The following is a 20,495-nucleotide window of genomic DNA, read 5'->3' as shown; positions in this document are numbered from 1 at the left end:
CTCCGGTCGACGCCGCGTCAAGGACGATCACCCGTCCGCAGCGCGGCCCCGGCCCGCAAATATAAATGTAGCTTGCATTTATTAGAGCGTCTAACTTATTCTGTGCATAACGCAACGATCTAGTGGAGAGCGAGAGAACCATGCGGGGAGAGGATCCGTTCGACGAAGGAGCGACCAGCATCCTGCGTCAGCCGAAGGCCGTATGGGCCACGGCGGGCGCCTCGGTCGTGGCCTTCATGGGAATCGGGCTGGTGGACCCGATCCTGCCGTCCATCGCCAAGGGCCTTGAGGCCACACCCAGCCAGGTGTCCCTCTTGTTCACCTCGTACTTCCTGATCACCGCGGTGGCGATGCTGGTGACCGGCTTCGTCTCCAGCCGCATCGGCGGACGCAAGACCCTGCTGGCCGGTCTGGCGCTGGTCGTCGTCTTCGCCGCGCTCTCCGGCACGTCCTCGTCCGTGGCCGAGCTGGTCGGCTTCCGGGCGGGCTGGGGCCTGGGCAACGCCCTGTTCGTGTCCACCGCCCTCGCGGTGATCGTCGGCGCCGCAGCCGGCGGCAGCTCGGCGGCGATCCTGCTGTACGAGTCGGCGCTCGGCCTCGGCATGGCGTGCGGGCCTCTGGTCGGCGCCCTGCTCGGCGACGCCAGCTGGCGCTATCCGTTCTTCGGCACCGCCGCCCTGATGGCCGTCGGGTTCCTCTGCATCACCGCGTTCCTCAAGGAACAGCCCAAGCCGGCCCGGAAGACCTCGCTGCTCGATCCGGTCAGGGCACTCGGCCACGGCGGGCTGGCCTCGGTCGCCACGTCGGCGTTCTTCTACAACTACGCGTTCTTCACGATCCTGGCCTTCACACCGTTCGTGCTGAACATGTCGCCGTACAGGTCGGGTGCGGTCTTCTTCGCCTGGGGCCTGCTGCTCGCCGTCTTCTCGGTGCTCGTCGCACCGCGCCTCCAGCGGCGTCTCGGCTCCCTGAAGGTGGTCGGCGCCTCCCTGGTGCTCCTCGCCGCGGACCTCGTGGTCCTCGGCTACGGCAACCACACGACGGCTGTCGTGTGCACCATCGTCTCGGGCGCTTTCATCGGCATGAACAACACCGTCTACACCGAGCTGGCCCTCGGCGTCTCGGACGCGCCCCGCCCGGTGGCGAGCGCCGGTTACAACTTCGTCCGCTGGTTCGCCGCGGCCGCGGCTCCCTACCTCGCCCCGAAGATCGAGGAGTGGAGCGACATCCACATGCCGTTCGTCGTCGCGGCCGTCGCTGCCCTGGCCGGCGCGGCGGTCGTGTGGGTGAGGCGCTCGGCGCTGACCCACGAGGCCGAGGAGCTGGAGCCGCGCCACGCCGCTGAGGACGGCGTCGCCGTCTTCGCCGACTGACCTCGCGGCCTCCCGTTCCGGCCCCGCCCGCGATTCCCCCTCCTGGCCGCGCGGCGGGGCCTCCCGCGTCCGGTGCGTCAGTCCAGCGACACGGACGCGCGCAGCGGGTCCCGCAGGTCCGTCCCGTGCGAGAGCCAGCGCTCCTGGAGCTCCTGCGCGCCCCTGACCCGCTTCCACGCCGCCTCGTTGTGCGTCATCGGCAGCAGCGGCAGGAAACGCACCGGGTCCATCGGGGCCCCCAGCTCCAGGTCCTCGACGAGGCCGCCCGGCTCGGCGACCAGTACGGAGCTGAAGGGCGCGCCGGTCCACAGCGGCTGCCCGAGGTCCAGTGACGCCCCCGGTGCAACGATCAGTCCCTCCACCTGCGGGGAGGCCGCCAGCACCGCGAGGGGCCGCAGCACCTGGTCGGTGTCGGCGAGACCCACCCGTACGGACAGGACCAGTTCGGCACGCGGGCCCTTCACCGGGTCGGCGAGGGGCGAGGTCGGATCGGCCATCGGCTGGGCGGACATGCCGAGTGTGGCGTAACGCACCACGTCGCCGTCGACGAAGCGGAGCACCTCGATGCGGTCCGTGCCGAGGAACGTCACATCGGCGCGTGCGTCCGGCTCCCCCAGTGCCGTACGGAGCCGGGCCTCGACCAGATCAAGAATTTCTCCCATGCCGCGAGCATAGAACGCGTAAGGAATGGGAACAGAAAGGGATTGGCTCCTCGTCGGCTGATAGCCTGAGGCGTCGGTCGGGACAGCACGCAGAAGCGTTGCTCTCAGTCCTGACAACACGTGATCCCCCACGGGGGACCGGCCGGAGGAGGTGGGGCTGCGGTGGATCCAAGTCGACCGTGCAGTACCAACCGCTCTTCCGCACTACGCCTTCCTTCTGTGATCTGACGCCCTTCCCGGCCGTCTCCACGGCAGTTCGCGCACCGGAAGAGCCCCGCGTTTTTGCCTGTCTGTAGCGAACGCCGTCATCGTGCCCACCCGGTGCCGCCCGCTTTGCGGACGTGAGCGCACGTCCCCATTCCGGGCTGTTCCACGTGCCCGCCGACGGCCCTCCGTGAAGAGGAGCCAGCCATGTCGATGATCCGTGACCTGCGCGCCGCCGTGCGCCCGTCCCTGCGCAAGAGCAACACCCCGTACAACAGCTACGACGCCACCCGTGACCCCTCCGCCTCCAGCGCCGTCGTCGACTGCGCCGTCTACCGTGACGGCCGCCGGATCACGGAGGTCTCCTGCCTGACACCCCGTGAGGCGATGCTGCGCGTCCGGGAGGAGGGCGGTTTCGCCTGGATCGGCCTGCACGAGCCGACCGAGGAGGAGTTCGCCGGTATCGCCCGGGAGTTCGGCCTCCACCCGCTCGCCGTCGAGGACGCGGTCCACGCCCACCAGCGGCCCAAGCTCGAGCGGTACGACGACACGCTGTTCACCGTGTTCAAGACGATCCATTACGTCGAGCACGCCGAACTGACCGCGACCAGTGAGGTCGTCGAGACCGGCGAGGTCATGTGCTTCACCGGGCGGGACTTCGTGATCACCGTCCGGCACGGCGGGCAGGGTTCGCTGCGCGCACTGCGCCACCGCCTCCAGGAGGACCCCGAGCTGCTCTCCAAGGGGCCGTCCGCGGTGCTGCACTCCATCGCCGACCATGTCGTCGACGGCTACATCGCGGTGGCCGCCTCGGTGCAGGACGACATCGACGAGGTGGAGATCGACGTGTTCTCCACCCCCTCCAAGGGAAGCCCCCGCGGATCGGACGCGGGCCGGATCTACCAGCTGAAGCGCGAGGTGCTGGAGTTCAAGCGCGCCGTGTCACCGCTGCTGCGGCCGATGCAGCTGCTGAGCGAGCGCCCCATGCGGCTGATCGACCCCGACATCCAGAAGTACTTCCGCGATGTGGCGGACCACCTGGCCCGGGTGCACGAAGAGGTCATCGGCTTCGACGAGCTGCTCAACTCGATCCTGCAGGCCAATCTGGCTCAGGCGACCGTCACCCAGAACGAGGACATGCGCAAGATCACCTCCTGGGCGGCCATCATCGCCGTGCCGACGATGATCTGCGGGGTCTACGGCATGAACTTCGAGCACATGCCCGAACTCCGTTGGACCTACGGCTATCCGATGGTGCTGGCGCTCATCGGCGTGGTCTGCTTCTCCATCCACCGCACGCTCAAGCGCAACGGCTGGCTCTAGGGCAGCTCGTTCCGGATCGGGCCTGATCCGGACGGAAGACCCAATAGAGTTCGGGCATGACTGCTGCTGACGTGTTGCTTGCCCGGGCTCTCGTCGAGGAGGCCACCAAGAAGTCCGGCCTCATCTGGGTGCGTGGCACCGGCCACGCCCGGGCGCTGTGGCACGTGTGGCACGAGGGTGCGGCCGTGCTCGTCGGGGACGGCCCCGGGGAGCAGCCGCTCCCCGCCGGGCTGGAAGCCGGGGCCACCGCCGAGGTGACAGTGCGCAGCAAGGACAAGGGGGGCAGGCTCGTGGCCTGGACCGCCGCCGTCACCGTGCTGGAGCCGCACTCCGAGGAGTGGGAGGCGACTGTCGGCGAGCTCAAGGGCAAACGGCTGAACGCCCCCGACGCCGATCAGCTGACGGAGCGCTGGGCCAGGGAATGCCGGGTCGTACGGCTGACGCCCGGCGCCTCCCGCACCGATCTGCCGGACACCTCGCTGGCGGCACGGCCGCTGCCCACCGGGGCGACCACGCGGCGGACGGCGCCCGCCGCGCTCCCCCGGCTGCTGCTGAAGCGCCGCGGGAAGCGCTGACCCGCTCGTCATCCCGAGGCCTCGGGCTGCCGGCCTGCTCCGTCCGCCGGAGTCCGGCGGACGGCCAGCCCGGCGGACGGCCAGCCCGGCGTCGGCCGGCCGCGCGGAGGCCGCCTCCGCCCGGTCAGCCGGAGGACCTGGGCAGCTCGCCGCCGTAGTCGACGGTGTCGTCCTCGGCCGGCGCCTCCAGCGGGAAGGCCTGGCCCCAGTCGGCGAGGGTCACGGTCCCGCCGCCACCGCCACGGGCGACGCGCAGGGGGTACGGGGTGCCCTTCAGGGAGACGTCCAGTGCACCCCCCTCACCTTTTCCGCCCACGATCTGCACGGTGCGCACCCCGCCGATCGCGTCCCGGTCGCCCTTGTTGATCTTTCCGTGGAGTGCGAGCAGCCCGTCGAGGAGCGTCTCCTTCTCCGTGAAGCCGCGCATCTGCTGGTAGGTGGGGTCGTCCTCGGGGACCTTCACGTATTTGCCGCCGAGCTTGCCGGCCGCCTCGTTGCTCTCGTCGTCGGCCTTCTCGTCCTTCCAGAAGGCCGCGTCGGCCTTGAGGAAGAGCTCGTCACCGATGCGCAGCAGGGCGAATGTGTTCTGCTTCGAGGTGACCGATCCGGTGCCGCCCTTGCTGCTGAGCTGCATGTTCAGGACGTACGTCCCGCCCTTGCTGACCAGTTTTCCCGTGAGCCGCACCGCGTCGGCGGCATCGGCCGCGGCCCGCGCCTTCTTGTCGATCTGCGCTGCCGTCAGCTTGCCGACGCCGTTGGTCCCCTTGTCCGGGTCCTCTCCGGCGCAGGCCGTCAGCGCGACGGTCAGGCCCGCGCAGAGCACCACGGCGAAAGCGGTCCGGCGACGGGCCCGGACGGCCGGGACGGAAGAGGTCACAGGCGCACTGCCTCTCGTCTGTGTGTCGGGGGTTGGCAGACGGCAGCGTACCCGTGCCGCGTACGCCATTGAGCAGAGCGCCGTACGGACGGTCCGCCAGGGCGTCACGGACCGGTACGGGCTAGCCTGATCACGGCAAAGGAGGACGCGAGGGGCAGAGGGAGGCGCACAGGATGGCGGCAGTCACTCCCCGGGTCTTCGTCTCGCACCTCGCAGGCGTACCGGTGTTCGACCCGAACGGCGATCAGGTCGGCCGCGTCCGCGACTTCGTGGCGATGCTCCGGGTCGGCGGAAAGCCGCCGCGGCTGCTCGGCATGGTCGTCGAGGTCGTGAGCCGGCGGCGCATCTTCCTGCCGATGACACGGGTGACGGGCGTCGAGTCGGGCCAGGTCATCACCACCGGCGTGGTCAACATGCGGCGCTTCGAGCAGCGCCCGACCGAGCGACTCGTCCTGGGTGAGTTCCTTGACCGGCGGGTGCGTCTCGTGGAGACGGACGAGGAGGTGACCGTCCTCGACGTCGCCATCCAGCAGCTCCCGGCCCGCCGTGACTGGGAGATCGACAAGTTCTTCGTACGGAAGGGACGTGGCGGAGCCCTGCGCCGCAAGGGCGAGACCCTGACCGTGGAGTGGTCGGCGATCAGCGGCTTCTCGCTGGAGGAGCACGGGCAGGGCGCCGAGAGCCTGGTGGCGACCTTCGAGCGGCTGCGTCCGACCGATGTCGCAAACGCCATGCACCATCTGACGCCCAAGCGCCGGGCCGAGGTCGCCGCGGCCCTGGACGACGACCGGCTCGCGGACGTCCTTGAGGAGCTCCCCGGTGACGATCAGGTGGAGATCCTCGGCAAGCTGAAGGAGGACCGCGCCGCGGACGTCCTGGAGGCGATGGACCCGGACGACGCGGCCGACCTGCTCTCGGAGCTGCCGGAGGCGGACAAGGAGCGGCTGCTGGCCCTGATGCGGCCGGACGACGCGGCCGACGTGAGGCGCCTGCTGTCGTACGAGGAGCGGACCGCCGGCGGCCTCATGACCACCGAACCGATCATCCTGCGCCCCGACGCGACGGTCGCGGACGCGCTGGCGAGGGTCCGCCAGCAGGACCTGTCGCCCGCGCTGGCCGCCCAGGTGTACGTCTGCCGGTCGCCGGACGAGACCCCCACCGGCAGGTACCTGGGCACCGTGCACTTCCAGCGGCTGCTGCGCGATCCGCCGTTCACCCTGGTCAGCTCCATCGTCGACAGTGATCTCGTCCCCCTGCCACCGGACACCCCGCTGCCCGCGGTGACGAGCTATCTGGCCGCGTACAACATGGTCTCGGTCCCCGTGGTCGACGAGAGCGGATCGCTGCTGGGCGCGGTGACCGTCGACGACGTGCTGGACCACCTGCTCCCGGAGGACTGGCGCGAGACCGACTTCCAGGGCGAGGAGGGGATCGCCGGTGGCCGCTGAGGACCGTTCGCGGGCCGCACCGACCGGCGCTTCGGGCATCGTGCGCCCGCCGCGGCCACGGCTCGACCAGCCCAAAGCACCACGGCGCCGGCTGCTGCCCGAGTACGACCCCGAGGCGTTCGGCCGGTTCTCCGAACGCATCGCCCGTTTCCTGGGCACCGGACGGTTCATCGTCTGGATGACGCTGATCATCATCCTGTGGGTGGTGTGGAACATCTTCGCGCCGGAGAACCTGCGCTTCGACGAGTACCCGTTCATCTTCCTGACCCTGATGCTGTCCCTCCAGGCCTCCTACGCGGCACCGCTGATCCTGCTCGCGCAGAACCGTCAGGACGACCGCGACCGCGTCACGCACGAACAGGACCGCAAGCAGAACGAGCGCTCGATCGCGGACACCGAGTACCTCAGCCGGGAGATCGCCGCACTCCGGATGGGCCTCGGCGAGGTCGCGACCCGGGACTGGATCCGCTCGGAGCTGGAGGCCATGGTGAAGGACATGGAGGAACGCCGGATCCTCTCGCACGTCGAGAGTGACGAAGGCGACCGCTGAGGCGCTACCCGCGCGTAGCCCCCGGCGCCGTACCATCGTCCGTATGGCTACGGAAGACGCGGTGCGCGAAGCACTGGCGACAGTGAACGACCCGGAGATCCACCGACCGATCACCGAGCTGGGCATGGTGAAGTCGGTCGAGATCGATCCTGACGGTGTAGTCGCTGTCACCGTGTATCTCACGGTTTCCGGCTGCCCGATGCGCGAGACCATCACGAAGAACGTCACCGACGCGGTCGCCCGCGTCGAGGGCGTCTCGCGGGTCGAGGTCACGCTCGACGTGATGAGCGACGAGCAGCGCAAGGAGCTCGCCTCGTCGCTGCGCGGCGGCACGGCGGAGCGCGAGGTGCCGTTCGCCAAGCCCGGCTCGCTGACCCGTGTCTACGCGGTCGCGTCGGGCAAGGGCGGTGTCGGCAAGTCCTCGGTGACGGTGAACCTCGCCGCGGCGATGGCGGCCGACGGTCTCAAGGTCGGTGTGGTCGACGCTGACATCTACGGGCACAGCGTGCCCCGGATGCTCGGCGCGGACGGCAAGCCCACCCAGGTCGAGAACATGATCATGCCGCCGTCCGCGCACGGTGTGAAGGTGATCTCCATCGGCATGTTCACCCCGGGCAACGCCCCCGTGGTGTGGCGCGGCCCCATGCTGCACCGCGCGCTTCAGCAGTTCCTCGCCGATGTGTACTGGGGCGACCTGGACGTCCTGCTTCTCGACCTTCCGCCGGGCACCGGTGACATCGCGATCTCCGTGGCACAGCTCGTCCCGAACGCCGAGATCCTGGTCGTCACGACCCCGCAGCAGGCCGCTGCCGAGGTGGCCGAGCGGGCCGGTTCCATCGCCGTACAGACCCACCAGAAGATCGTCGGTGTCGTCGAGAACATGTCGGGCATGCCGTGCCCGCACTGCGACGAGATGGTCGACGTGTTCGGTTCGGGCGGCGGACAGCGGGTCGCCGACGGGCTGACGAAGACGGTCGGCGCCGAGGTTCCGGTGCTGGGTTCCATCCCGATCGACGTACGTCTGCGCGAAGGGGGCGACGAGGGCAAGCCCGTCGTCCTGTCCGACCCGGACTCCCCCGCGGGCTCCGCGCTGCGTTCCATCGCCGAGAAGCTGAGCGGCCGTCAGCGCGGCCTTTCCGGAATGTCGTTGGGGCTCACCCCGCGCAACAAGTTCTGAGCGTCACGGACGGGCGGGGGCGGCCTCCTGAGGAGGCCGCCCCCGCCCGTCCGCGCGTCGCTCAGTTCTCGTACGAGGCGATGTCGCCGATCACGGCGAATCCCAGGCCGTAGGCGCTCATTCCGCGCCCGTACGCGCCGATGTGCACGCCCTCGGGTGCGGAGCCCGCCAGCACCCAGCCGAACTCGGACTCCCGGTAGTGGAAGTCCACCGGTACGCCGTCCACCGGGAGGGACAGCGTCGACCAGGGCGCCTGACCCAGATCATCCGCGAGCTCGAACGCGGTTTCGGTCTGCTGGTTCAGCCATTCGCCACGCAGGGTGTGGTCCATCTGCGGGGGCCAGGTGCAGTCCAGCAGGCCGGAACCCGCCAGCCAGGCCGCCGACGAGACCGTGGTGGCGTCCAGGACTCCCGTGCCGTCGTCGCTGTTCCGTACAGGGCTGCTGCCCACGGTCACGACCACGGCGAAACGCGCCTTCTCCGCCCCCGCGTCGGCCCGCACGACGGGTTCCTCGCCGTGCCCGGTCGAACCGTGGTGCACCGTGTCGTCCGCCGCGGCGGTGACGTGCATGAGCCAGCGCGGGCCCGTGAAGGCCTCGTCCAGCCCGTACCAGGGGAACGGCGCCTTGAGATAGCCGTCGACAGTACGCCGGGTCGCCGGCACCCCCTCTGCGGTGACTGCGCTGGGCGCACCGTCCGCCCCTGCCCGACTCGTCGTCTCCATCTGCCCGGCCGCCTCCTCGATCTTCCGCTGATCCGGAGCGGCCCTCCCCCCGTGGGCATGGGCAACCTCGCAACCGGACAGATGGAGAATAGCCATACCGCCCGGACGAGTCGGGATTGACGGTCTCAGGTGGCGTCTGCGTCGAAGGGCGGGCGCTCGTCCTTGGCCGCCTGCGCGGGCTTCTTGAGGAGGTCGTCGGCAGGCTGCGCGGGCTTCTTGAGGAGGTCGGGCGCGGCCGCGGCACCGGCCGCCGCCGCGGTGCCGGCCGCAGCGGTCTCGGCGGCGGAGGACACGCTCTCGCGGCCGTTCACCGCGTCGGTGACCTCGGCCATCTCCTTGCGCAGGTCGAAGCTCTCCCGGATCTCCTTGATCCCCAGGTCGTCGTTCCCGTCCATGAGCTGCTTGCGGACGAACGTCTTGGGGTTGAGGTCCTCGAACTCGAAGTCCTTGAACTGCGGTCCGAGCTCCGAGCGGATGTCTTCCTTGGCGCTGTCGGAGAACTCACGGATCTTGCGGATGGTGCGCGTGACGTCCTGAATGACCTTCGGCAGCTTCTCGGGGCCGAATACGAGCACGGCGAGAACCACGAGCGTCAGCAGCTCGAGTGCGCCTATGTCATTGAACACCTTGCTGCTCCTCGTGTTCTCTGCGTGGTCTCCGCGTGTTCTCCGCCGCCAGGTCATCAGGGGCCCGGACCGCTCCACGGTACCCGGCGAAGCTGTCCGTGCGGTACCTGCCGGTGGCCGTCAGGTGCCGCTTGCCGAACCCAGCGTCAAAGTCATGGACAGGTCTTTACCACCGCGGGTCAGGACCAGCCCGAGCCTGTCACCGGGACGGTGGGCGCGGATCTTGACGATCAGTTCCTCACCGCTGTGCACGCGCCGGCCCTCCACCTCGGTGATGATGTCGCCCGACCGGATGCCCGCCTTGTCGGCCGGGCCCCCCTCGGTCACCGCGGCTCCGCCGCCGGACGTCCTGCCTCCGACCTTGGCTCCGTCTCCGGTGAACTCCATGTCCAGCGTGACACCGATCACCGGATGAGTGGCCTTCCCGGTGTTGATCAGTTCTTCGGCGACCCGCTTGCCCTGGTTGATCGGTATCGCGAAGCCGAGGCCGATGGAGCCGGACTGGCCGCCGTCGAGAGCGGAACCGCTGTCGGCGGCGCGGATGGCGCTGTTGATTCCGATGACCCGGGCATCGCCGTCGACGAGGGGGCCGCCGGAGTTGCCCGGGTTGATCGGCGCGTCGGTCTGCAGGGCGTCGACGTAGCTGACGTCGGTTCCGTCACCCTTCTCCCCGCCCGCGGTGATGGGCCGCTGCTTGGCGCTGATGATGCCGGAGGTGACGGTGTTGGACAGGTCGAAGGGTGCCCCGATCGCCACCACCGGGTCGCCCACCTGCACGTTGTCGGAGTTCCCGAGGGGCAGCGGCTTGAGGCCCGAGACGCCGGTCACCTTGACGACGGCCAGGTCGTAGCCGCTGTCCTTGCCGACGATCTCGGCCGGCGCGCTCTCCCCGCTGCTGAAGGTGACGGTGATGTCGCCCGTCGAACCCGCGGGGGCGACCACGTGGTTGTTGGTGAGGATGTGGCCCTTGCCGTCGAGGACGAAGCCCGTGCCCGTGCCCGTGCCCGACTCGGCCGAGCCGTCGACGTGCAGCGTGACCACGCTGGGCAGCGCGCTGGAGGCGATACCGGCGACACTGTCGGGCGCCCGGTCGCCGTCGTCCCGGCCGGACTGGGGCAGCTCGACGGTGGTCAGCCCGCCGTTGCGCTCGACATAGGCACCGATTCCGCCGCCGATCCCACCGGCGACCAGGGCGAGAAGCGCCGCTCCGACGAGGATCTGCCCCCGGCCTCCCTTGCGTGGCCGGGTCTCCGGGCCCTGCCCGGGGCCGGGGTGGCTCAGCGGCTGCTGCCCGGGCGCGCCCCACGGGTCGTACCGCAGCCACTGCGAGGTCTGCTGGGCCTGGGGAGCCTGCTGGGCATGCATGGACTGCTCGGAGGGCTGGGGCGCCGCGTGCTGCTGCGGCACGGTGTGCGGCGGGGGCGGGGGCGCCCAGGTGTCTGCGTGCCCCTGTACGCCCGGTGCCGGGGCGGCAGCCTGTACGGGAGCGGGGAGGGGCGCGGCCATGCCGTGACCGTTCGTCCCCGCGTACGGAGGCGGCACAGGGGTCCCGTCGGCCGGGGTCCCGTGGGCCGGGGTCGCCACCGGGCGCTGGACGGGCGGTGCGGGCGCCCAGGGGCCCGGGCCACCGTAGGGCGGGGTGCTGTACTCGTCGGGCGCGTGCAGCGGCTGCGTACGGTGCCTGGGCGCGGCGGCGGGCGGCGCGGGGGTGTAGTCACCGTCCGGTGTCACGGTCGTGTCCACCTCGTCGGCGGGCCGTGCGGGCCCCCGCGACCCGGCGTCGGGCTGAGCGGGCCCTTGCACCTCGGCGGCGGGCCCCGCGGGCCCCCGCGATTCGGCCGGGGGCGGCGTGGGCACTTCCGGCTCGGTGACCGGCGGCGCGAGTGTGTGATCGCCGTCCGGTGTCGCGGGCGTGGGCGGCGCTCCGGCCGAGGGCGCGGCGGCCTCGCCGGCGCCCGCATCCGCGGGCGCCGCCTCGGCGACGGTCACCGTGTCCTCCGGCCCGGCGGGGCGGTTCCGTTCCGTAGAGGGACGGCTCCACCACTTCGTTTTCGGCCCGCTGGGCTTCCCGTCGTCCATGCTCTCCCCGCAACTGGCCTCTGCACGCCCCCACAGGGGCGTCCCTCCCGGAATTCAACCAGGTTTGCGATTCCGCGCGCAGGATCCCGGTCAGCGCAGAGGGGAAAGCGGCATCGCGCGGTCGTGCAGCGGTGGGGCGGAGGCCGTCGCGGACGGTGCCGTCGCCTTCGCGCCCGCTCCCCCGCCGAGCGCGGCCGAGTACAGCGGGCCGGCGTCGGTCGGGCGTATCAGCGGCGGCACGGTGACGTTCAGCACCGGGAAGGTGCTCCCGGCGAAAGCCGAGGTGCTCAGCAGTGACGGCGCTGCGGCGAGCACGGGCCGGGCGGACGAGGACGGCGCGGCGCTCGGCCGGGCCCCCTGCCGCTCGCCGACCGCGAGGGCGCCGCCACCACTGCGGCTCGCCGCCGGGGTGGCTCCGCCGGTCCGGTCCTCCGCGTCGAGCGGAGTCGTGTTGCTGCCGGCACCCTCGGCGCTGAGCGGCGCTTCGGGGCTGTAGTCGAGCGGGAGGGAACCGCCCAGTGCGATGGCTGCGAGCGAGACTGCGCTGGCCGCGACGAACGCGAAGCGCCGGGCGCGCCAGGGCGACCTCTCGGCTTCGCGGCCCACGTCGTGGATGCGGAAGCCGGAACCGGATGCGCCGCCCGGCAGCACAGCGGTGGAGCCGTGGGCGGTGGGGAGGTACCCGAAGCCGTCCAGCGGTGAGCGTCCTTGTTCCACGGGCCCGCCGGGCTGCAGCACGGGGAAGACGCCGTCTCCGAAGCGCCGGCCGTCGCCCGGCCCGTCCCCGCCACCGGTGGGGCCGCCGGGGAGTCCCTGAAGACGGGCGAGGAAGCCCTCTGAGGGCGAAGGCGTGGCGGACGTGGCGAAGGCGCTCTTCAACCGCCGCTGGGAGTCGGCCTCGGCCTTGCACCTGGCGCACGTCGCCAGATGTGCCAGGACCCGCTCCCGGGCGTCGTGTTTGAGCTCGCCGTCGACAAGCGCGGCGAGCCGGTCCCCCAGATGCTGCTCCGCGGGGGTCGGACCTGTGCCGCTCACGCCGTTCCGCCCTCCCCTGCCAGGACCGCGTCCGCGAGGGAACGCTGCTCGGCGCGGGCCTCGGGCGAACGGTGCTTGAGCGCCTTGCGCAGGTGGGAGCGGCCACGGTGGATACGGCTGCGCACCGTCCCGAGCTTGACGCCGAGTGTGGCGGCGATCTCCTCGTAGGAGAGGCCCTCGATGTCGCAGAGCACGACCGCGGCACGGAATTCGGGCGCGAGGGTGTCCAGCGCCTGCTGGACGTCCGCGTCGAAGTGCGTGTCGTTGAAGACCTGCTGCGGGGACGGCTCACGGCTGGGCAGCCGCTCGGCCGCGTCGTCACCGAGGGAGTCGAAACGGATCCGCTGCTTGCGGCGGACCATGTCCAGGAAGAGATTCGTCGTGATCCTGTGCAGCCAGCCCTCGAAAGTGCCGGGCGTGTAGGTCGACAGCGACCGGAAGACGCGGACGAAGACTTCCTGGGTGAGGTCCTCGGCGTCGTGCTGGTTGCCCGTCAGCCGGTAGGCGAGGCGGTACACACGAGCGCTGTGCGTGCTGACGATCTCTTCCCATGAGGGCGGGGTCCACGCCTGGGAATCCGCATCTGAGGCGAAGGTCGCGGTCGGTGCGGAATCGTTGGAAGAACGGTCAGCAATGTTGGTCACGGATTTCGGCTCACCCGCCGACCTGAGAAGACGCCGCAGCGCACCTCTCCGATCCACAGGCGCAGCCGCACCTCCCCTATCGGCTCTGGTGGTGTCCAGTGGAGCCCCTACCATAGCCACCTCGCCCGTTAGCTCCGGATAAGCCTTTTTACCTGCTGGTGCCCCGATGCCTTCGGGAGCAAGGGGCACATTCCGGGCCCGGCCGCACGGCCCGGTCCTCCTGTTCCCCTCTGCCCCTTCATAACGCCCGGTCCCATCTGCGGGTTCCCGGGTCCAGCGGATACAGTCACCGTTGCGCCAACTACGGGGACAGGAGAGGGTCATTACCGCCAACCGGCAGACGAGCTGGGCATTCGCCGACGCCTTTGTCGCGGAGGAAGAAGCTCTGCTCTGGGCCCGGGACCGGGCCCACGAGACAGGGCTCCGCCCGGTGTCGTCAGGCACCGGTGCGGCACTGCGCCTGCTCGCTGCCACGGCGGACGCCAAGGCGGTGGCCGAGATCGGCACCGGAACCGGCGTGTCCGGCATCTATCTGCTGCAGGGCATGCGACCCGACGGCGTCCTGACCACCGTCGACCCGGAACCCGAGCGCCAGCAGTTCGCCCGCGAGGCCTTCCGTGCCGCGGGCTTCGCCACGAACCGGGCGCGCTTCATCCCGGGACGCGCCCTCGACGTACTGCCACGGCTCGCGGACGGCGGTTACGACCTGGTCTTCTGCGACGGTGACCGGCTCGAGAGCCTTGACTGCCTCGCCGAATCGTTGCGTCTGCTGCGTCCCGGTGGGCTGGTCTGTTTCGAGGGCGTCTTCGCGGACGGCCGCACCATCGACTCGGCCGCGCAGCCGGCGGAGGTACTGCGCCTGCGCGAACTGCTGCGGGCCGTGCGCGAGAGCCAGGAGCTCATGGCGACGCTGCTGCCGGTGGGCGACGGCCTGCTGTGCGCGGTGCGGCGCGGCTGACCGTCCGGCACCGGACGCCGCCGTGACCGCTGACCCGGCACCGGGCACACCGCGGATCCGGCGCAGTGCGCGTTCCGGCCCCCGACGCACCACTGCCCCGGCACGGTTACCGTGCCGGGGCAGTGGTGAAGTGTGGGCGCCTCCGCCTCAGCCGACGACCTTCTTCAGCGCGTCACCGAGTGCGTCTGCCTCGTCCGGAGTCAGCTCGACGACAAGCCGACCGCCGCCTTCGAGCGGAACGCGCATGACGATGCCCCGCCCCTCCTTTGTCACCTCGAGCGGGCCGTCGCCCGTCCGCGGCTTCATGGCCGCCATGCTCGTTCCCCTTCCTGAAACCAGCTCATCGCAGCCGGCGGCCCCATGACAGGCGCTGCCTCACCGGCGTCGAACACAATGCTTCCTCCGCATTATCCCGCATCAGAGACCCCGATGACCAACATCGGTCGGCATCGCTTGCGCAACGCGCTCTCTCAAAACCACCCAATTCGGCGATCCGGCTGCGATACTGCGCCACCTCCGGCCCTCAGCCGAGGTCCAATCGTTAGACGCAGGTCACATGTCCGGGCCGCTCGAAGTCCGCCATGCTTGCCTGGACAGGCACGACGCCGGACCCGTAAGGAGACCCAGCAATGGCCGACACGGCCGACACCAGGGCTGACACCGTGCTCACGGATGTGAGCGACGGGCTCGCGACGATCACGATCAATCGCCCCGACGCGATGAACGCCATGAACACCGCGGCCAAGGTCGCGCTCCGTGACGCCCTTCGGGAAGTGGCGGACGACCCCGCCGTGCGGGCGGTTCTGCTCACCGCCACCGGGCGCGCCTTCTGCGTCGGCCAGGACCTCAAGGAGCACGTGGCCAAGCTCTCCGAAGCCCGCGATTCGGGCGGCGGCAACGCCCTGAGCACCGTGCAGGAGCACTACAACCCCATCGTCCGGGCGATCACGGAGATGCGGAAGCCCGTGGTCGCGGGGATCAACGGGGTCGCCGCGGGGGCGGGATTCGGATTCGCGCTCGCCGCCGACTACCGCGTGGCAGCCGACACCGCCGCATTCAACACGTCTTTCGCAGGAGTCGCGCTGACCGCCGACTCGGGCGTCTCCTGGACCCTGCCCCGCCTGATCGGTGCGAGCCGCGCGGCCGACCTGCTGTTCTTCCCGCGCTCGATCTCCGCCAAGGAGGCGTACGAGCTGGGCATCGTGAACAAGGTGGTGCCCTCAGCCGACCTGGCCGAGGAGGCCCACGCGGTGGCCCGCGCCCTGGCGGACGGCCCGACGGTGGCTTACGCGGCCCTGAAGGCCTCCGTGGCGTACGGCGCCGGGCACACCCTCGCCGAGACGCTGGAGAAGGAGGACGAACTCCAGACGAAGGCGGGCGCGTCGCAGGACCACACCATCGCGGTGGAGGCCTTCCTCGCCAAGCAGCCGCCGAAGTATCTCGGCAGGTAGGGCTACCGGCCGCCGCCCCGGGCCACGCAGTCGGCCAGGTGGTCGTCGACCAGACCGCAGGCCTGCATCAGTGCGTACGCGGTCGTGGGGCCGACGAAGCGGATGGACCTCTTCTTCAGGTCCTTGGCCAGCGCGGTGGACTCCGGGGTGACCGCCGGGACGTCGGCGAGGGCGCGCGGGGCCGGGCGCGCCGCAGGATCGGGTGCGTACGACCAGATGAGCGCGTCCAGTTCGCCATCGTCCCACCCGGCGAGCACCTTGGCGTTGGCGAGCGTGGCATCGATCTTCGCGCGGTTGCGGATGATTCCGGCGTCGGCGAGGAGCCGCTGCTTGTCGACGTCGGTGAACTCCGCCACGGCGGAGATCTTGAATCCGGCGAACGCGCTGCGGAAGCCCTCCCGGCGGCGCAGGATCGTCAGCCACGAGAGCCCGGACTGGAACGCCTCCAGGCACAGCCGCTCGAAAAGGGCGTCGTCGCCATGGACCGGACGCCCCCACTCGGTGTCGTGATAGGCGAGGTAGTCCTCCGTGGAGAGGCCCCACGGGCAGCGCAGGCGGCCGTCGGCGGCCGGCTCGGCGCCGCTCACCGCTCGTCCTCGTCACCCTGCGGACCGCCCTCGGCCGCCGGTGGCTCGCCCGGCCGCTTGAACAGGTCGGGGCCGTTGACCGCGGTCGCCTGGGCGCCGGCCAGCGCCGACTCCAGCTCGGCGATGTGGGCGTCCCGCTCCGCGAGCTCGGCTCCCAGCCTGCCGAGGGCCTCGTCCACGTCCGTCATGCGGTAGCCGCGCACGGCCATCGGCAGGCGCATGGCCTCGACGTCGGCACGGCCGACGGGGCGGTTCGCGGGCAGCGGGTCGGTGAGCCGCTCGGGCTCGACGTCCTGCAGCACCGGGCTTCCGCCTCCACCGACCACCGCGAGGGTGACCGCGGCCACGACCACGGCCATCGTGAGCAGCAAGAACCAGAACACGCGCATCTCCCAGCGAGCGGAATACCTGTCCAGGTCAGATCGTGCCATGCGCCACCGACAGTTAGTGTCTTTCGTTTGGACCGGGCCGGATCGAGGAGCGGGCTCCGGTGCGCGCGGCCGCAAGGCGGAGGACCGGGGCGCCTCGGAACGGCATGGGGCCCCTGCTCGAGTGGAACCGAGGGCTCGGGGAAGATCGACGGCAGCGCCGCAGAGGTGCGTGCCGGACCCCGCGGGACCGGCATGATCCGGAGGAGTCGCGGGTGAGCTACGAGGAGGAACCAGGAATGCGAAGCGGGGCGCTCAGGCTGGGACGGCGGGAGTTCGGGCCGCACGAACCGGTGATCATGGCGATCGTGAACCGGACTCCCGACTCGTTCTACGACCAGGGGGCGACCTTCCATGACGAACCCGCCCTCTCCCGCGTGGAACAGGCAGTCGCGGAAGGCGCCGCGATCATCGACATCGGCGGGGTGAAGGCGGGTCCCGGCGAGGAGGTGACGGCACAGGAGGAGGCGCGCCGCACGGTCGGCTTCGTCTCCGAGGTGCGCCGCCGCCACCCGGACGTCGTGATCAGCGTGGACACCTGGCGGCACGACGTGGGCGAGGCCGTCTGCGAGGCCGGGGCGGACCTGCTGAACGACGCGTGGGGCGGTGTGGACCCGAAGCTGGCGGGCGTGGCCGCGCGCTACGGAGCGGGGCTCGTGTGCACGCACGCGGGCGGCGCTGAGCCCCGTACACGGCCGCACCGGATCGCCTACGACGACGTGATGGCGGACATTCTGCGGGTGACCCTGGGTCTCGCCGAGCGGGCCGTGGAGCTCGGTGTCAGGCCGGACGGGATCATGATCGACCCGGGCCACGACTTCGGGAAGAACACGCGGCATTCGCTGGAGGCGACCCGTCGGCTGGACGAGATGACCGCCACGGGCTGGCCTGTACTGGTCTCCCTCTCCAACAAGGACTTCGTCGGGGAGACCCTCGACAAGCCGGTCAAGGAACGCGTGGTCGGTACGCTTGCGACGACTGCCGTGTCGGCATGGCTGGGGGCGCAGGTGTACCGGGTGCACGAGGTGGCCGAGACCCGGCAGGTACTGGACATGGTGGCGTCCATCGCGGGCCACCGTGCGCCTGCGGTGGCCCGGCGGGGGCTGGCGTAAGGCCCGGGGGCCGCGCCGTTCCGGGGTGCGGCCAGGGGCGTCGCGGGCCGCCCTGCGCCTGCGGCGGCCCGACAGGGGCCGGCGTAAGGCCCGGGGGCCGCGCCGTCCCGGGGTGCGGCCAGGGCGTCGCGGGCAGCCCTGCGCCTGCGGCGGCCCGACAGGGGCCGGCGTAAGGCCCGAAGGCCGCGCCGTCCCGGGGTGCGGCCAGGGCGTCGCGGGCAACCCTGCGCCGAGACGGGCGACGAAACTCCGGGCGTACTTCACGTACATCGTTGCGCGGACGAAGAAGCACAAAGGCCCGGCAGCCTTGTTGCCGCTGCGGGCCAGAAGCCTTTGCTGCCACTGCGGGCCAGGGGCCACTGCAAGCCCGGAACCCTTGCGGCCTTCGCGAGCCCGGGGCCATTGCGGGCCCGGGGCCATTGCGGCCTTTGCGGGCCCGGCAGCCTCGTGCTGCCGCTGCGGGCCCGGGGCCTTCGGGGGCCGCTGCGGCCCGGGGCCCTGTGCGGTCGAGGGGCCACGCCGTCCAGGCACGGCACCTCTTCCGCCCGGCCGGTCCGGATGTTCCGGGCTCTGCCCCGGACCCGCTCCTCAATCACAGGACGGACTCGGTCCGCCTGCCCCGGTCACCTGAGGCGGCCGGGGAGCGGGGCCGGTCCGCCGGGAGGCCCTACCGCCCGACCTCCTTCGTCACCAGCCGGACCGCCTCGTCCACGTCGTCGGTGACGTGGAACAGCATCAGGTCCCGCTCGGAAGCCTTGCCCCCCGCGACCACCGTGTCCCGCAGCCAGTCCACGAGGCCGCCCCAGTACGCCGTACCGAACAGGACGATCGGGAAGCGCGTCACCTTGCCCGTCTGCACCAGGGTGAGCGCCTCGAAGAGCTCGTCCAGCGTGCCCAGGCCGCCCGGCAGGACGACGAAGCCCTGGGCGTACTTCACGAACATCGTCTTCCTGACGAAGAAGTACCGGAAGTTGACGCCGATGTCGACATGGGGGTTCAGCCCGGACTCGAAGGGCAGCTCGATGCCGAGTCCCACGGAGACGCCGTTCGCCTCCCGGGCCCCCTTGTTCGCGGCCTCCATCGCTCCGGGGCCGCCGCCCGTGATGACGGCGAACCCCGCCTCGACCAGCGCCTTGCCGATCTGGACGCCCGCCTCGTAGTCCGGTCCGCCCGCCGGGGTGCGGGCGGAGCCGAAGACACTGATGGCGCTGGGCAGTTCCGCCAGCGCGCCGAAGCCCTCCACGAACTCCGACTGGATCCGCATGACCCGCCAGGGGTCGGTGTGGACCCACTCGGAGTCGCCCTCGGAATCCAGCAGCCGCTGATCGGTCGTGCCCGGCTGGACCTGGTCCCTGCGGCGCAGTACCGGACCCAGCCGCTGTTCCTCGGGCTTCACCGCACCCTCGGGAATCTGCGCGCCCTCGGGGATCCGTGCGTCCTCCGGGTTGCCCATGACCTGCTCCCTCCGCCGACCTGCGTTGTGCGTGTGTCGCTTCAGCGTAGATCGGCGGAGGTTACACGCAGGGGAATGCCGTGAGTCAGCTGGTGAGCCAGGAGCGGAGACGCTCCTCGCAGTGCGTGATCCTTTCGACCCGCACGTGCTCGTCCCGCTTGTGGGCGAACAGCGGGTCGCCGGGGCCGTAGTTCACCGCGGGGATGCCCAGGGAGCCGAAGCGGGACACGTCCGTCCAGCCGAACTTGGGCAGCGCGATGCCGCCGACGGCCTCCATGAAGGCCTTGGCGGCCGGGTGCGAGAGACCGGGCATGGCGCCACCGGTGTGGTCGTCCACGACGAACTCGGCGACGCCGCAGCCGGCGAAGACCTCCTGGACGTGTGCCTCGGCCTCCTCGGCCGTCCGGTCGGGGGCGTAGCGGTAGTTGACGACCAGGGTGCAGGCGTCCGGGATGACGTTGGTGGCGACGCCGCCCTCGATGCCCACGGCGTTGAGCCCTTCCCGGTACTCCAGTCCGTCGATGACCGGGCGGCGCGGCTCGTACGCGGCCAGCCGGGCCAGCGCCGGGGCGGCCGCGTGGATCGCGTTGGACCCCATCCAGCCGCGTGCGGAGTGGGAGCGTTCGCCCGCGAAACGCAGATGGACCCTGAGCGTGCCCTGGCAGCCGCCCTCGACCTCACCGTTGGAGCCCTCCAGGAGGACGGCGAAGTCCGCGTCGAGCCATTCCGGGTGCGCCTCTGCCACGTGCCCGAGGCCGTTGAGGTGGGCGGCGACCTCTTCGTTGTCGTAGAAGATGAAGGTGAGATCGCGGTTGGGCTCCGGCACCGTCGCCGCGATCCGCAGCTGGACGGCGACACCCGACTTCATGTCGGAGGTCCCGCAGCCCCAGAGCACGCCGTCGTCGTCGAGCCTGGACGGTACGTTGTCCGCGATCGGGACGGTGTCGATGTGCCCCGCCAGGACGACGCGCTCGGCACGGCCCAGGAGTGTCCTGGCCACGATGTTGTTGCCGTGGCGGTCGACGGTCAGATGGGGCAGCGGGCGCAGGGCCGCCTCGATGGCGTCGGCGAGGTCCTTCTCCTGCCCGCTGACCGACGGGAAATCCACCAGCCGGGCGGTGAGCTCCGGGCCGTCCAGCCTGAGGTCGAGCGTGTGTCCATCCATGGTCACGAGCCTAAGGGACTTCGGTCCCCGCCCCCGTCCTACCC

Annotated in this window: 21 protein-coding genes; 9 read left to right on the top strand and 12 right to left on the bottom strand. The window is 70.9% G+C overall.

What is annotated here, in order from left to right; genetic code table 11:
- The first annotated feature begins 140 nt into the window (after nucleotides 1-140).
- Nucleotides 141-1,373, top strand: coding sequence for an MFS transporter (locus HED23_RS05595; RefSeq protein ID WP_203182312.1), 1,233 nt, complete (start codon nucleotides 141-143; stop codon nucleotides 1,371-1,373).
- A 77-nt stretch (nucleotides 1,374-1,450) separates the two neighbouring features.
- Here HED23_RS05595 and HED23_RS05590 read toward each other — a convergent pair whose 3' ends face one another.
- Nucleotides 1,451-2,035: a suppressor of fused domain protein gene (locus HED23_RS05590; protein ID WP_203182311.1), complete on the bottom strand. Its 585-nt coding sequence runs from the start codon at nucleotides 2,033-2,035 to the stop codon at nucleotides 1,451-1,453.
- A 411-nt stretch (nucleotides 2,036-2,446) separates the two neighbouring features.
- Between HED23_RS05590 and HED23_RS05585 the strand changes: the two genes are divergently transcribed.
- Nucleotides 2,447-3,562 (top strand): magnesium and cobalt transport protein CorA, encoded by a 1,116-nt coding sequence (locus HED23_RS05585; protein ID WP_203182310.1) that lies wholly within the window; start codon nucleotides 2,447-2,449, stop codon nucleotides 3,560-3,562.
- A gap of 56 nt (nucleotides 3,563-3,618) precedes the next feature.
- Nucleotides 3,619-4,137, top strand: coding sequence for a hypothetical protein (locus tag HED23_RS05580; protein WP_203182309.1), 519 nt, complete (start codon nucleotides 3,619-3,621; stop codon nucleotides 4,135-4,137).
- Nucleotides 4,138-4,261: 124 nt separating this feature from the next.
- Here the strand turns inward: HED23_RS05580 and HED23_RS05575 are convergent, their stop codons facing one another.
- Nucleotides 4,262-5,014 (bottom strand): hypothetical protein, encoded by a 753-nt coding sequence (locus HED23_RS05575; RefSeq protein WP_203182308.1) that lies wholly within the window; start codon nucleotides 5,012-5,014, stop codon nucleotides 4,262-4,264.
- 173 nt (nucleotides 5,015-5,187) lie between these two features.
- Between HED23_RS05575 and HED23_RS05570 the strand changes: the two genes are divergently transcribed.
- The 3 genes from HED23_RS05570 to HED23_RS05560 are packed head-to-tail and all read left to right on the top strand — an operon-like array spanning nucleotide 5,188 to nucleotide 8,189.
- The gene (locus HED23_RS05570) at nucleotides 5,188-6,462 is read left to right on the top strand and encodes a magnesium transporter MgtE N-terminal domain-containing protein (RefSeq protein ID WP_203182307.1); all 1,275 of its coding nucleotides are present in this window, start codon (nucleotides 5,188-5,190) and stop codon (nucleotides 6,460-6,462) included.
- Nucleotides 6,452-7,012 carry a DUF1003 domain-containing protein gene (locus tag HED23_RS05565; protein ID WP_203182306.1) on the top strand — a complete coding sequence of 187 codons (561 nt, stop codon included), beginning with the start codon at nucleotides 6,452-6,454 and terminating at the stop codon, nucleotides 7,010-7,012. The genes HED23_RS05570 and HED23_RS05565 overlap by 11 nt, the downstream gene beginning before the upstream one ends.
- A 43-nt stretch (nucleotides 7,013-7,055) precedes the next feature.
- Complete coding sequence (locus HED23_RS05560; protein ID WP_203182305.1) at nucleotides 7,056-8,189, top strand: Mrp/NBP35 family ATP-binding protein; 1,134 nt, start codon at nucleotides 7,056-7,058, stop codon at nucleotides 8,187-8,189.
- A 61-nt stretch (nucleotides 8,190-8,250) separates the two neighbouring features.
- Here HED23_RS05560 and HED23_RS05555 read toward each other — a convergent pair whose 3' ends face one another.
- The 5 genes from HED23_RS05555 to sigE form a co-directional block, all read right to left on the bottom strand.
- Entirely contained in the window at nucleotides 8,251-8,913 is a 663-nt protein-coding gene (locus HED23_RS05555) for a hypothetical protein (RefSeq protein WP_203182304.1), read from the bottom strand.
- Nucleotides 8,914-9,038: 125 nt separating this feature from the next.
- Nucleotides 9,039-9,539 (bottom strand): sec-independent translocase, encoded by a 501-nt coding sequence (locus HED23_RS05550; RefSeq protein WP_203182303.1) that lies wholly within the window; start codon nucleotides 9,537-9,539, stop codon nucleotides 9,039-9,041.
- A 120-nt stretch (nucleotides 9,540-9,659) separates the two neighbouring features.
- Nucleotides 9,660-11,618 carry a S1C family serine protease gene (locus tag HED23_RS05545; protein WP_203182302.1) on the bottom strand — a complete coding sequence of 653 codons (1,959 nt, stop codon included), beginning with the start codon at nucleotides 11,616-11,618 and terminating at the stop codon, nucleotides 9,660-9,662.
- 90 nt (nucleotides 11,619-11,708) lie between these two features.
- On the bottom strand, nucleotides 11,709-12,653 hold the full coding sequence (locus tag HED23_RS05540; RefSeq protein ID WP_203182301.1) for an anti-sigma factor family protein: 945 nt from the start codon (nucleotides 12,651-12,653) through the stop codon (nucleotides 11,709-11,711).
- On the bottom strand, nucleotides 12,650-13,411 hold the full coding sequence (gene sigE, locus HED23_RS05535; RefSeq protein WP_203182300.1) for an RNA polymerase sigma factor SigE: 762 nt from the start codon (nucleotides 13,409-13,411) through the stop codon (nucleotides 12,650-12,652). Before sigE ends, HED23_RS05540 begins: the two co-directional genes overlap by 4 nt.
- A 178-nt stretch (nucleotides 13,412-13,589) precedes the next feature.
- Here sigE and HED23_RS05530 point away from each other — a divergent pair, with 178 nt between their 5' ends.
- Nucleotides 13,590-14,255, top strand: coding sequence for an O-methyltransferase (locus tag HED23_RS05530; protein ID WP_099174635.1), 666 nt, complete (start codon nucleotides 13,590-13,592; stop codon nucleotides 14,253-14,255).
- 147 nt (nucleotides 14,256-14,402) lie between these two features.
- Here the strand turns inward: HED23_RS05530 and HED23_RS05525 are convergent, their stop codons facing one another.
- Nucleotides 14,403-14,570: a DUF3117 domain-containing protein gene (locus HED23_RS05525; protein ID WP_003966491.1), complete on the bottom strand. Its 168-nt coding sequence runs from the start codon at nucleotides 14,568-14,570 to the stop codon at nucleotides 14,403-14,405.
- A 314-nt stretch (nucleotides 14,571-14,884) separates the two neighbouring features.
- Here HED23_RS05525 and HED23_RS05520 point away from each other — a divergent pair, with 314 nt between their 5' ends.
- The gene (locus tag HED23_RS05520) at nucleotides 14,885-15,706 is read left to right on the top strand and encodes an enoyl-CoA hydratase/isomerase family protein (protein ID WP_203182299.1); all 822 of its coding nucleotides are present in this window, start codon (nucleotides 14,885-14,887) and stop codon (nucleotides 15,704-15,706) included.
- A 2-nt stretch (nucleotides 15,707-15,708) separates the two neighbouring features.
- Here the strand turns inward: HED23_RS05520 and HED23_RS05515 are convergent, their stop codons facing one another.
- Nucleotides 15,709-16,293, bottom strand: a complete 585-nt coding sequence (locus tag HED23_RS05515; RefSeq protein ID WP_203182298.1) for a DNA-3-methyladenine glycosylase I — start codon at nucleotides 16,291-16,293, stop codon at nucleotides 15,709-15,711.
- Nucleotides 16,290-16,682 carry a DivIVA domain-containing protein gene (locus HED23_RS05510; RefSeq protein WP_238442245.1) on the bottom strand — a complete coding sequence of 131 codons (393 nt, stop codon included), beginning with the start codon at nucleotides 16,680-16,682 and terminating at the stop codon, nucleotides 16,290-16,292. Before HED23_RS05510 ends, HED23_RS05515 begins: the two co-directional genes overlap by 4 nt.
- Before the next feature lie 278 nt (nucleotides 16,683-16,960).
- Here HED23_RS05510 and folP point away from each other — a divergent pair, with 278 nt between their 5' ends.
- Complete coding sequence (folP, locus tag HED23_RS05505; protein WP_203187372.1) at nucleotides 16,961-17,833, top strand: dihydropteroate synthase; 873 nt, start codon at nucleotides 16,961-16,963, stop codon at nucleotides 17,831-17,833.
- Between the two features lie 667 nt (nucleotides 17,834-18,500).
- Here folP and HED23_RS05500 read toward each other — a convergent pair.
- Both HED23_RS05500 and dapE read right to left on the bottom strand, forming a co-directional pair.
- Entirely contained in the window at nucleotides 18,501-19,286 is a 786-nt protein-coding gene (locus HED23_RS05500) for a TIGR00730 family Rossman fold protein (protein WP_203182296.1), read from the bottom strand.
- A gap of 85 nt (nucleotides 19,287-19,371) precedes the next feature.
- A complete protein-coding gene (gene dapE / locus HED23_RS05495) occupies nucleotides 19,372-20,451 on the bottom strand; it encodes a succinyl-diaminopimelate desuccinylase (RefSeq protein WP_203182295.1) in 1,080 nt (359 codons plus the stop codon).
- Nucleotides 20,452-20,495 lie beyond the last annotated feature (44 nt).

Source organism: Streptomyces pratensis, assembly GCF_016804005.1.
Taxonomy (GTDB): Bacteria; Actinomycetota; Actinomycetes; order Streptomycetales; family Streptomycetaceae; genus Streptomyces; species Streptomyces pratensis_A.
This window is presented reverse-complemented; position numbering and strand designations above follow the sequence as displayed.

Bases quoted from the DNA above. Each gene is read 5' to 3' on its own strand.
- HED23_RS05595 (WP_203182312.1), top strand. From the start codon at position 141: ATGCGGGGAGAGGATCCGTTCGACGAAGGAGCGACCAGCATCCTGCGT.
- HED23_RS05590 (WP_203182311.1), bottom strand. From the start codon at position 2,035: ATGGGAGAAATTCTTGATCTGGTCGAGGCCCGGCTCCGTACGGCACTG.
- HED23_RS05585 (WP_203182310.1), top strand. From the start codon at position 2,447: ATGTCGATGATCCGTGACCTGCGCGCCGCCGTGCGCCCGTCCCTGCGC.
- HED23_RS05580 (WP_203182309.1), top strand. From the start codon at position 3,619: ATGACTGCTGCTGACGTGTTGCTTGCCCGGGCTCTCGTCGAGGAGGCC.
- HED23_RS05570 (WP_203182307.1), top strand. From the start codon at position 5,188: ATGGCGGCAGTCACTCCCCGGGTCTTCGTCTCGCACCTCGCAGGCGTA.
- HED23_RS05560 (WP_203182305.1), top strand. From the start codon at position 7,056: ATGGCTACGGAAGACGCGGTGCGCGAAGCACTGGCGACAGTGAACGAC.
- HED23_RS05555 (WP_203182304.1), bottom strand. From the start codon at position 8,913: ATGGAGACGACGAGTCGGGCAGGGGCGGACGGTGCGCCCAGCGCAGTC.
- HED23_RS05545 (WP_203182302.1), bottom strand. From the start codon at position 11,618: ATGGACGACGGGAAGCCCAGCGGGCCGAAAACGAAGTGGTGGAGCCGT.
- sigE (WP_203182300.1), bottom strand. From the start codon at position 13,411: ATGGTAGGGGCTCCACTGGACACCACCAGAGCCGATAGGGGAGGTGCG.
- HED23_RS05525 (WP_003966491.1), bottom strand. From the start codon at position 14,570: ATGGCGGCCATGAAGCCGCGGACGGGCGACGGCCCGCTCGAGGTGACA.
- HED23_RS05520 (WP_203182299.1), top strand. From the start codon at position 14,885: ATGGCCGACACGGCCGACACCAGGGCTGACACCGTGCTCACGGATGTG.
- HED23_RS05510 (WP_238442245.1), bottom strand. From the start codon at position 16,682: ATGCGCGTGTTCTGGTTCTTGCTGCTCACGATGGCCGTGGTCGTGGCC.
- folP (WP_203187372.1), top strand. From the start codon at position 16,961: ATGCGAAGCGGGGCGCTCAGGCTGGGACGGCGGGAGTTCGGGCCGCAC.
- HED23_RS05500 (WP_203182296.1), bottom strand. From the start codon at position 19,286: ATGGGCAACCCGGAGGACGCACGGATCCCCGAGGGCGCGCAGATTCCC.
- dapE (WP_203182295.1), bottom strand. From the start codon at position 20,451: ATGGATGGACACACGCTCGACCTCAGGCTGGACGGCCCGGAGCTCACC.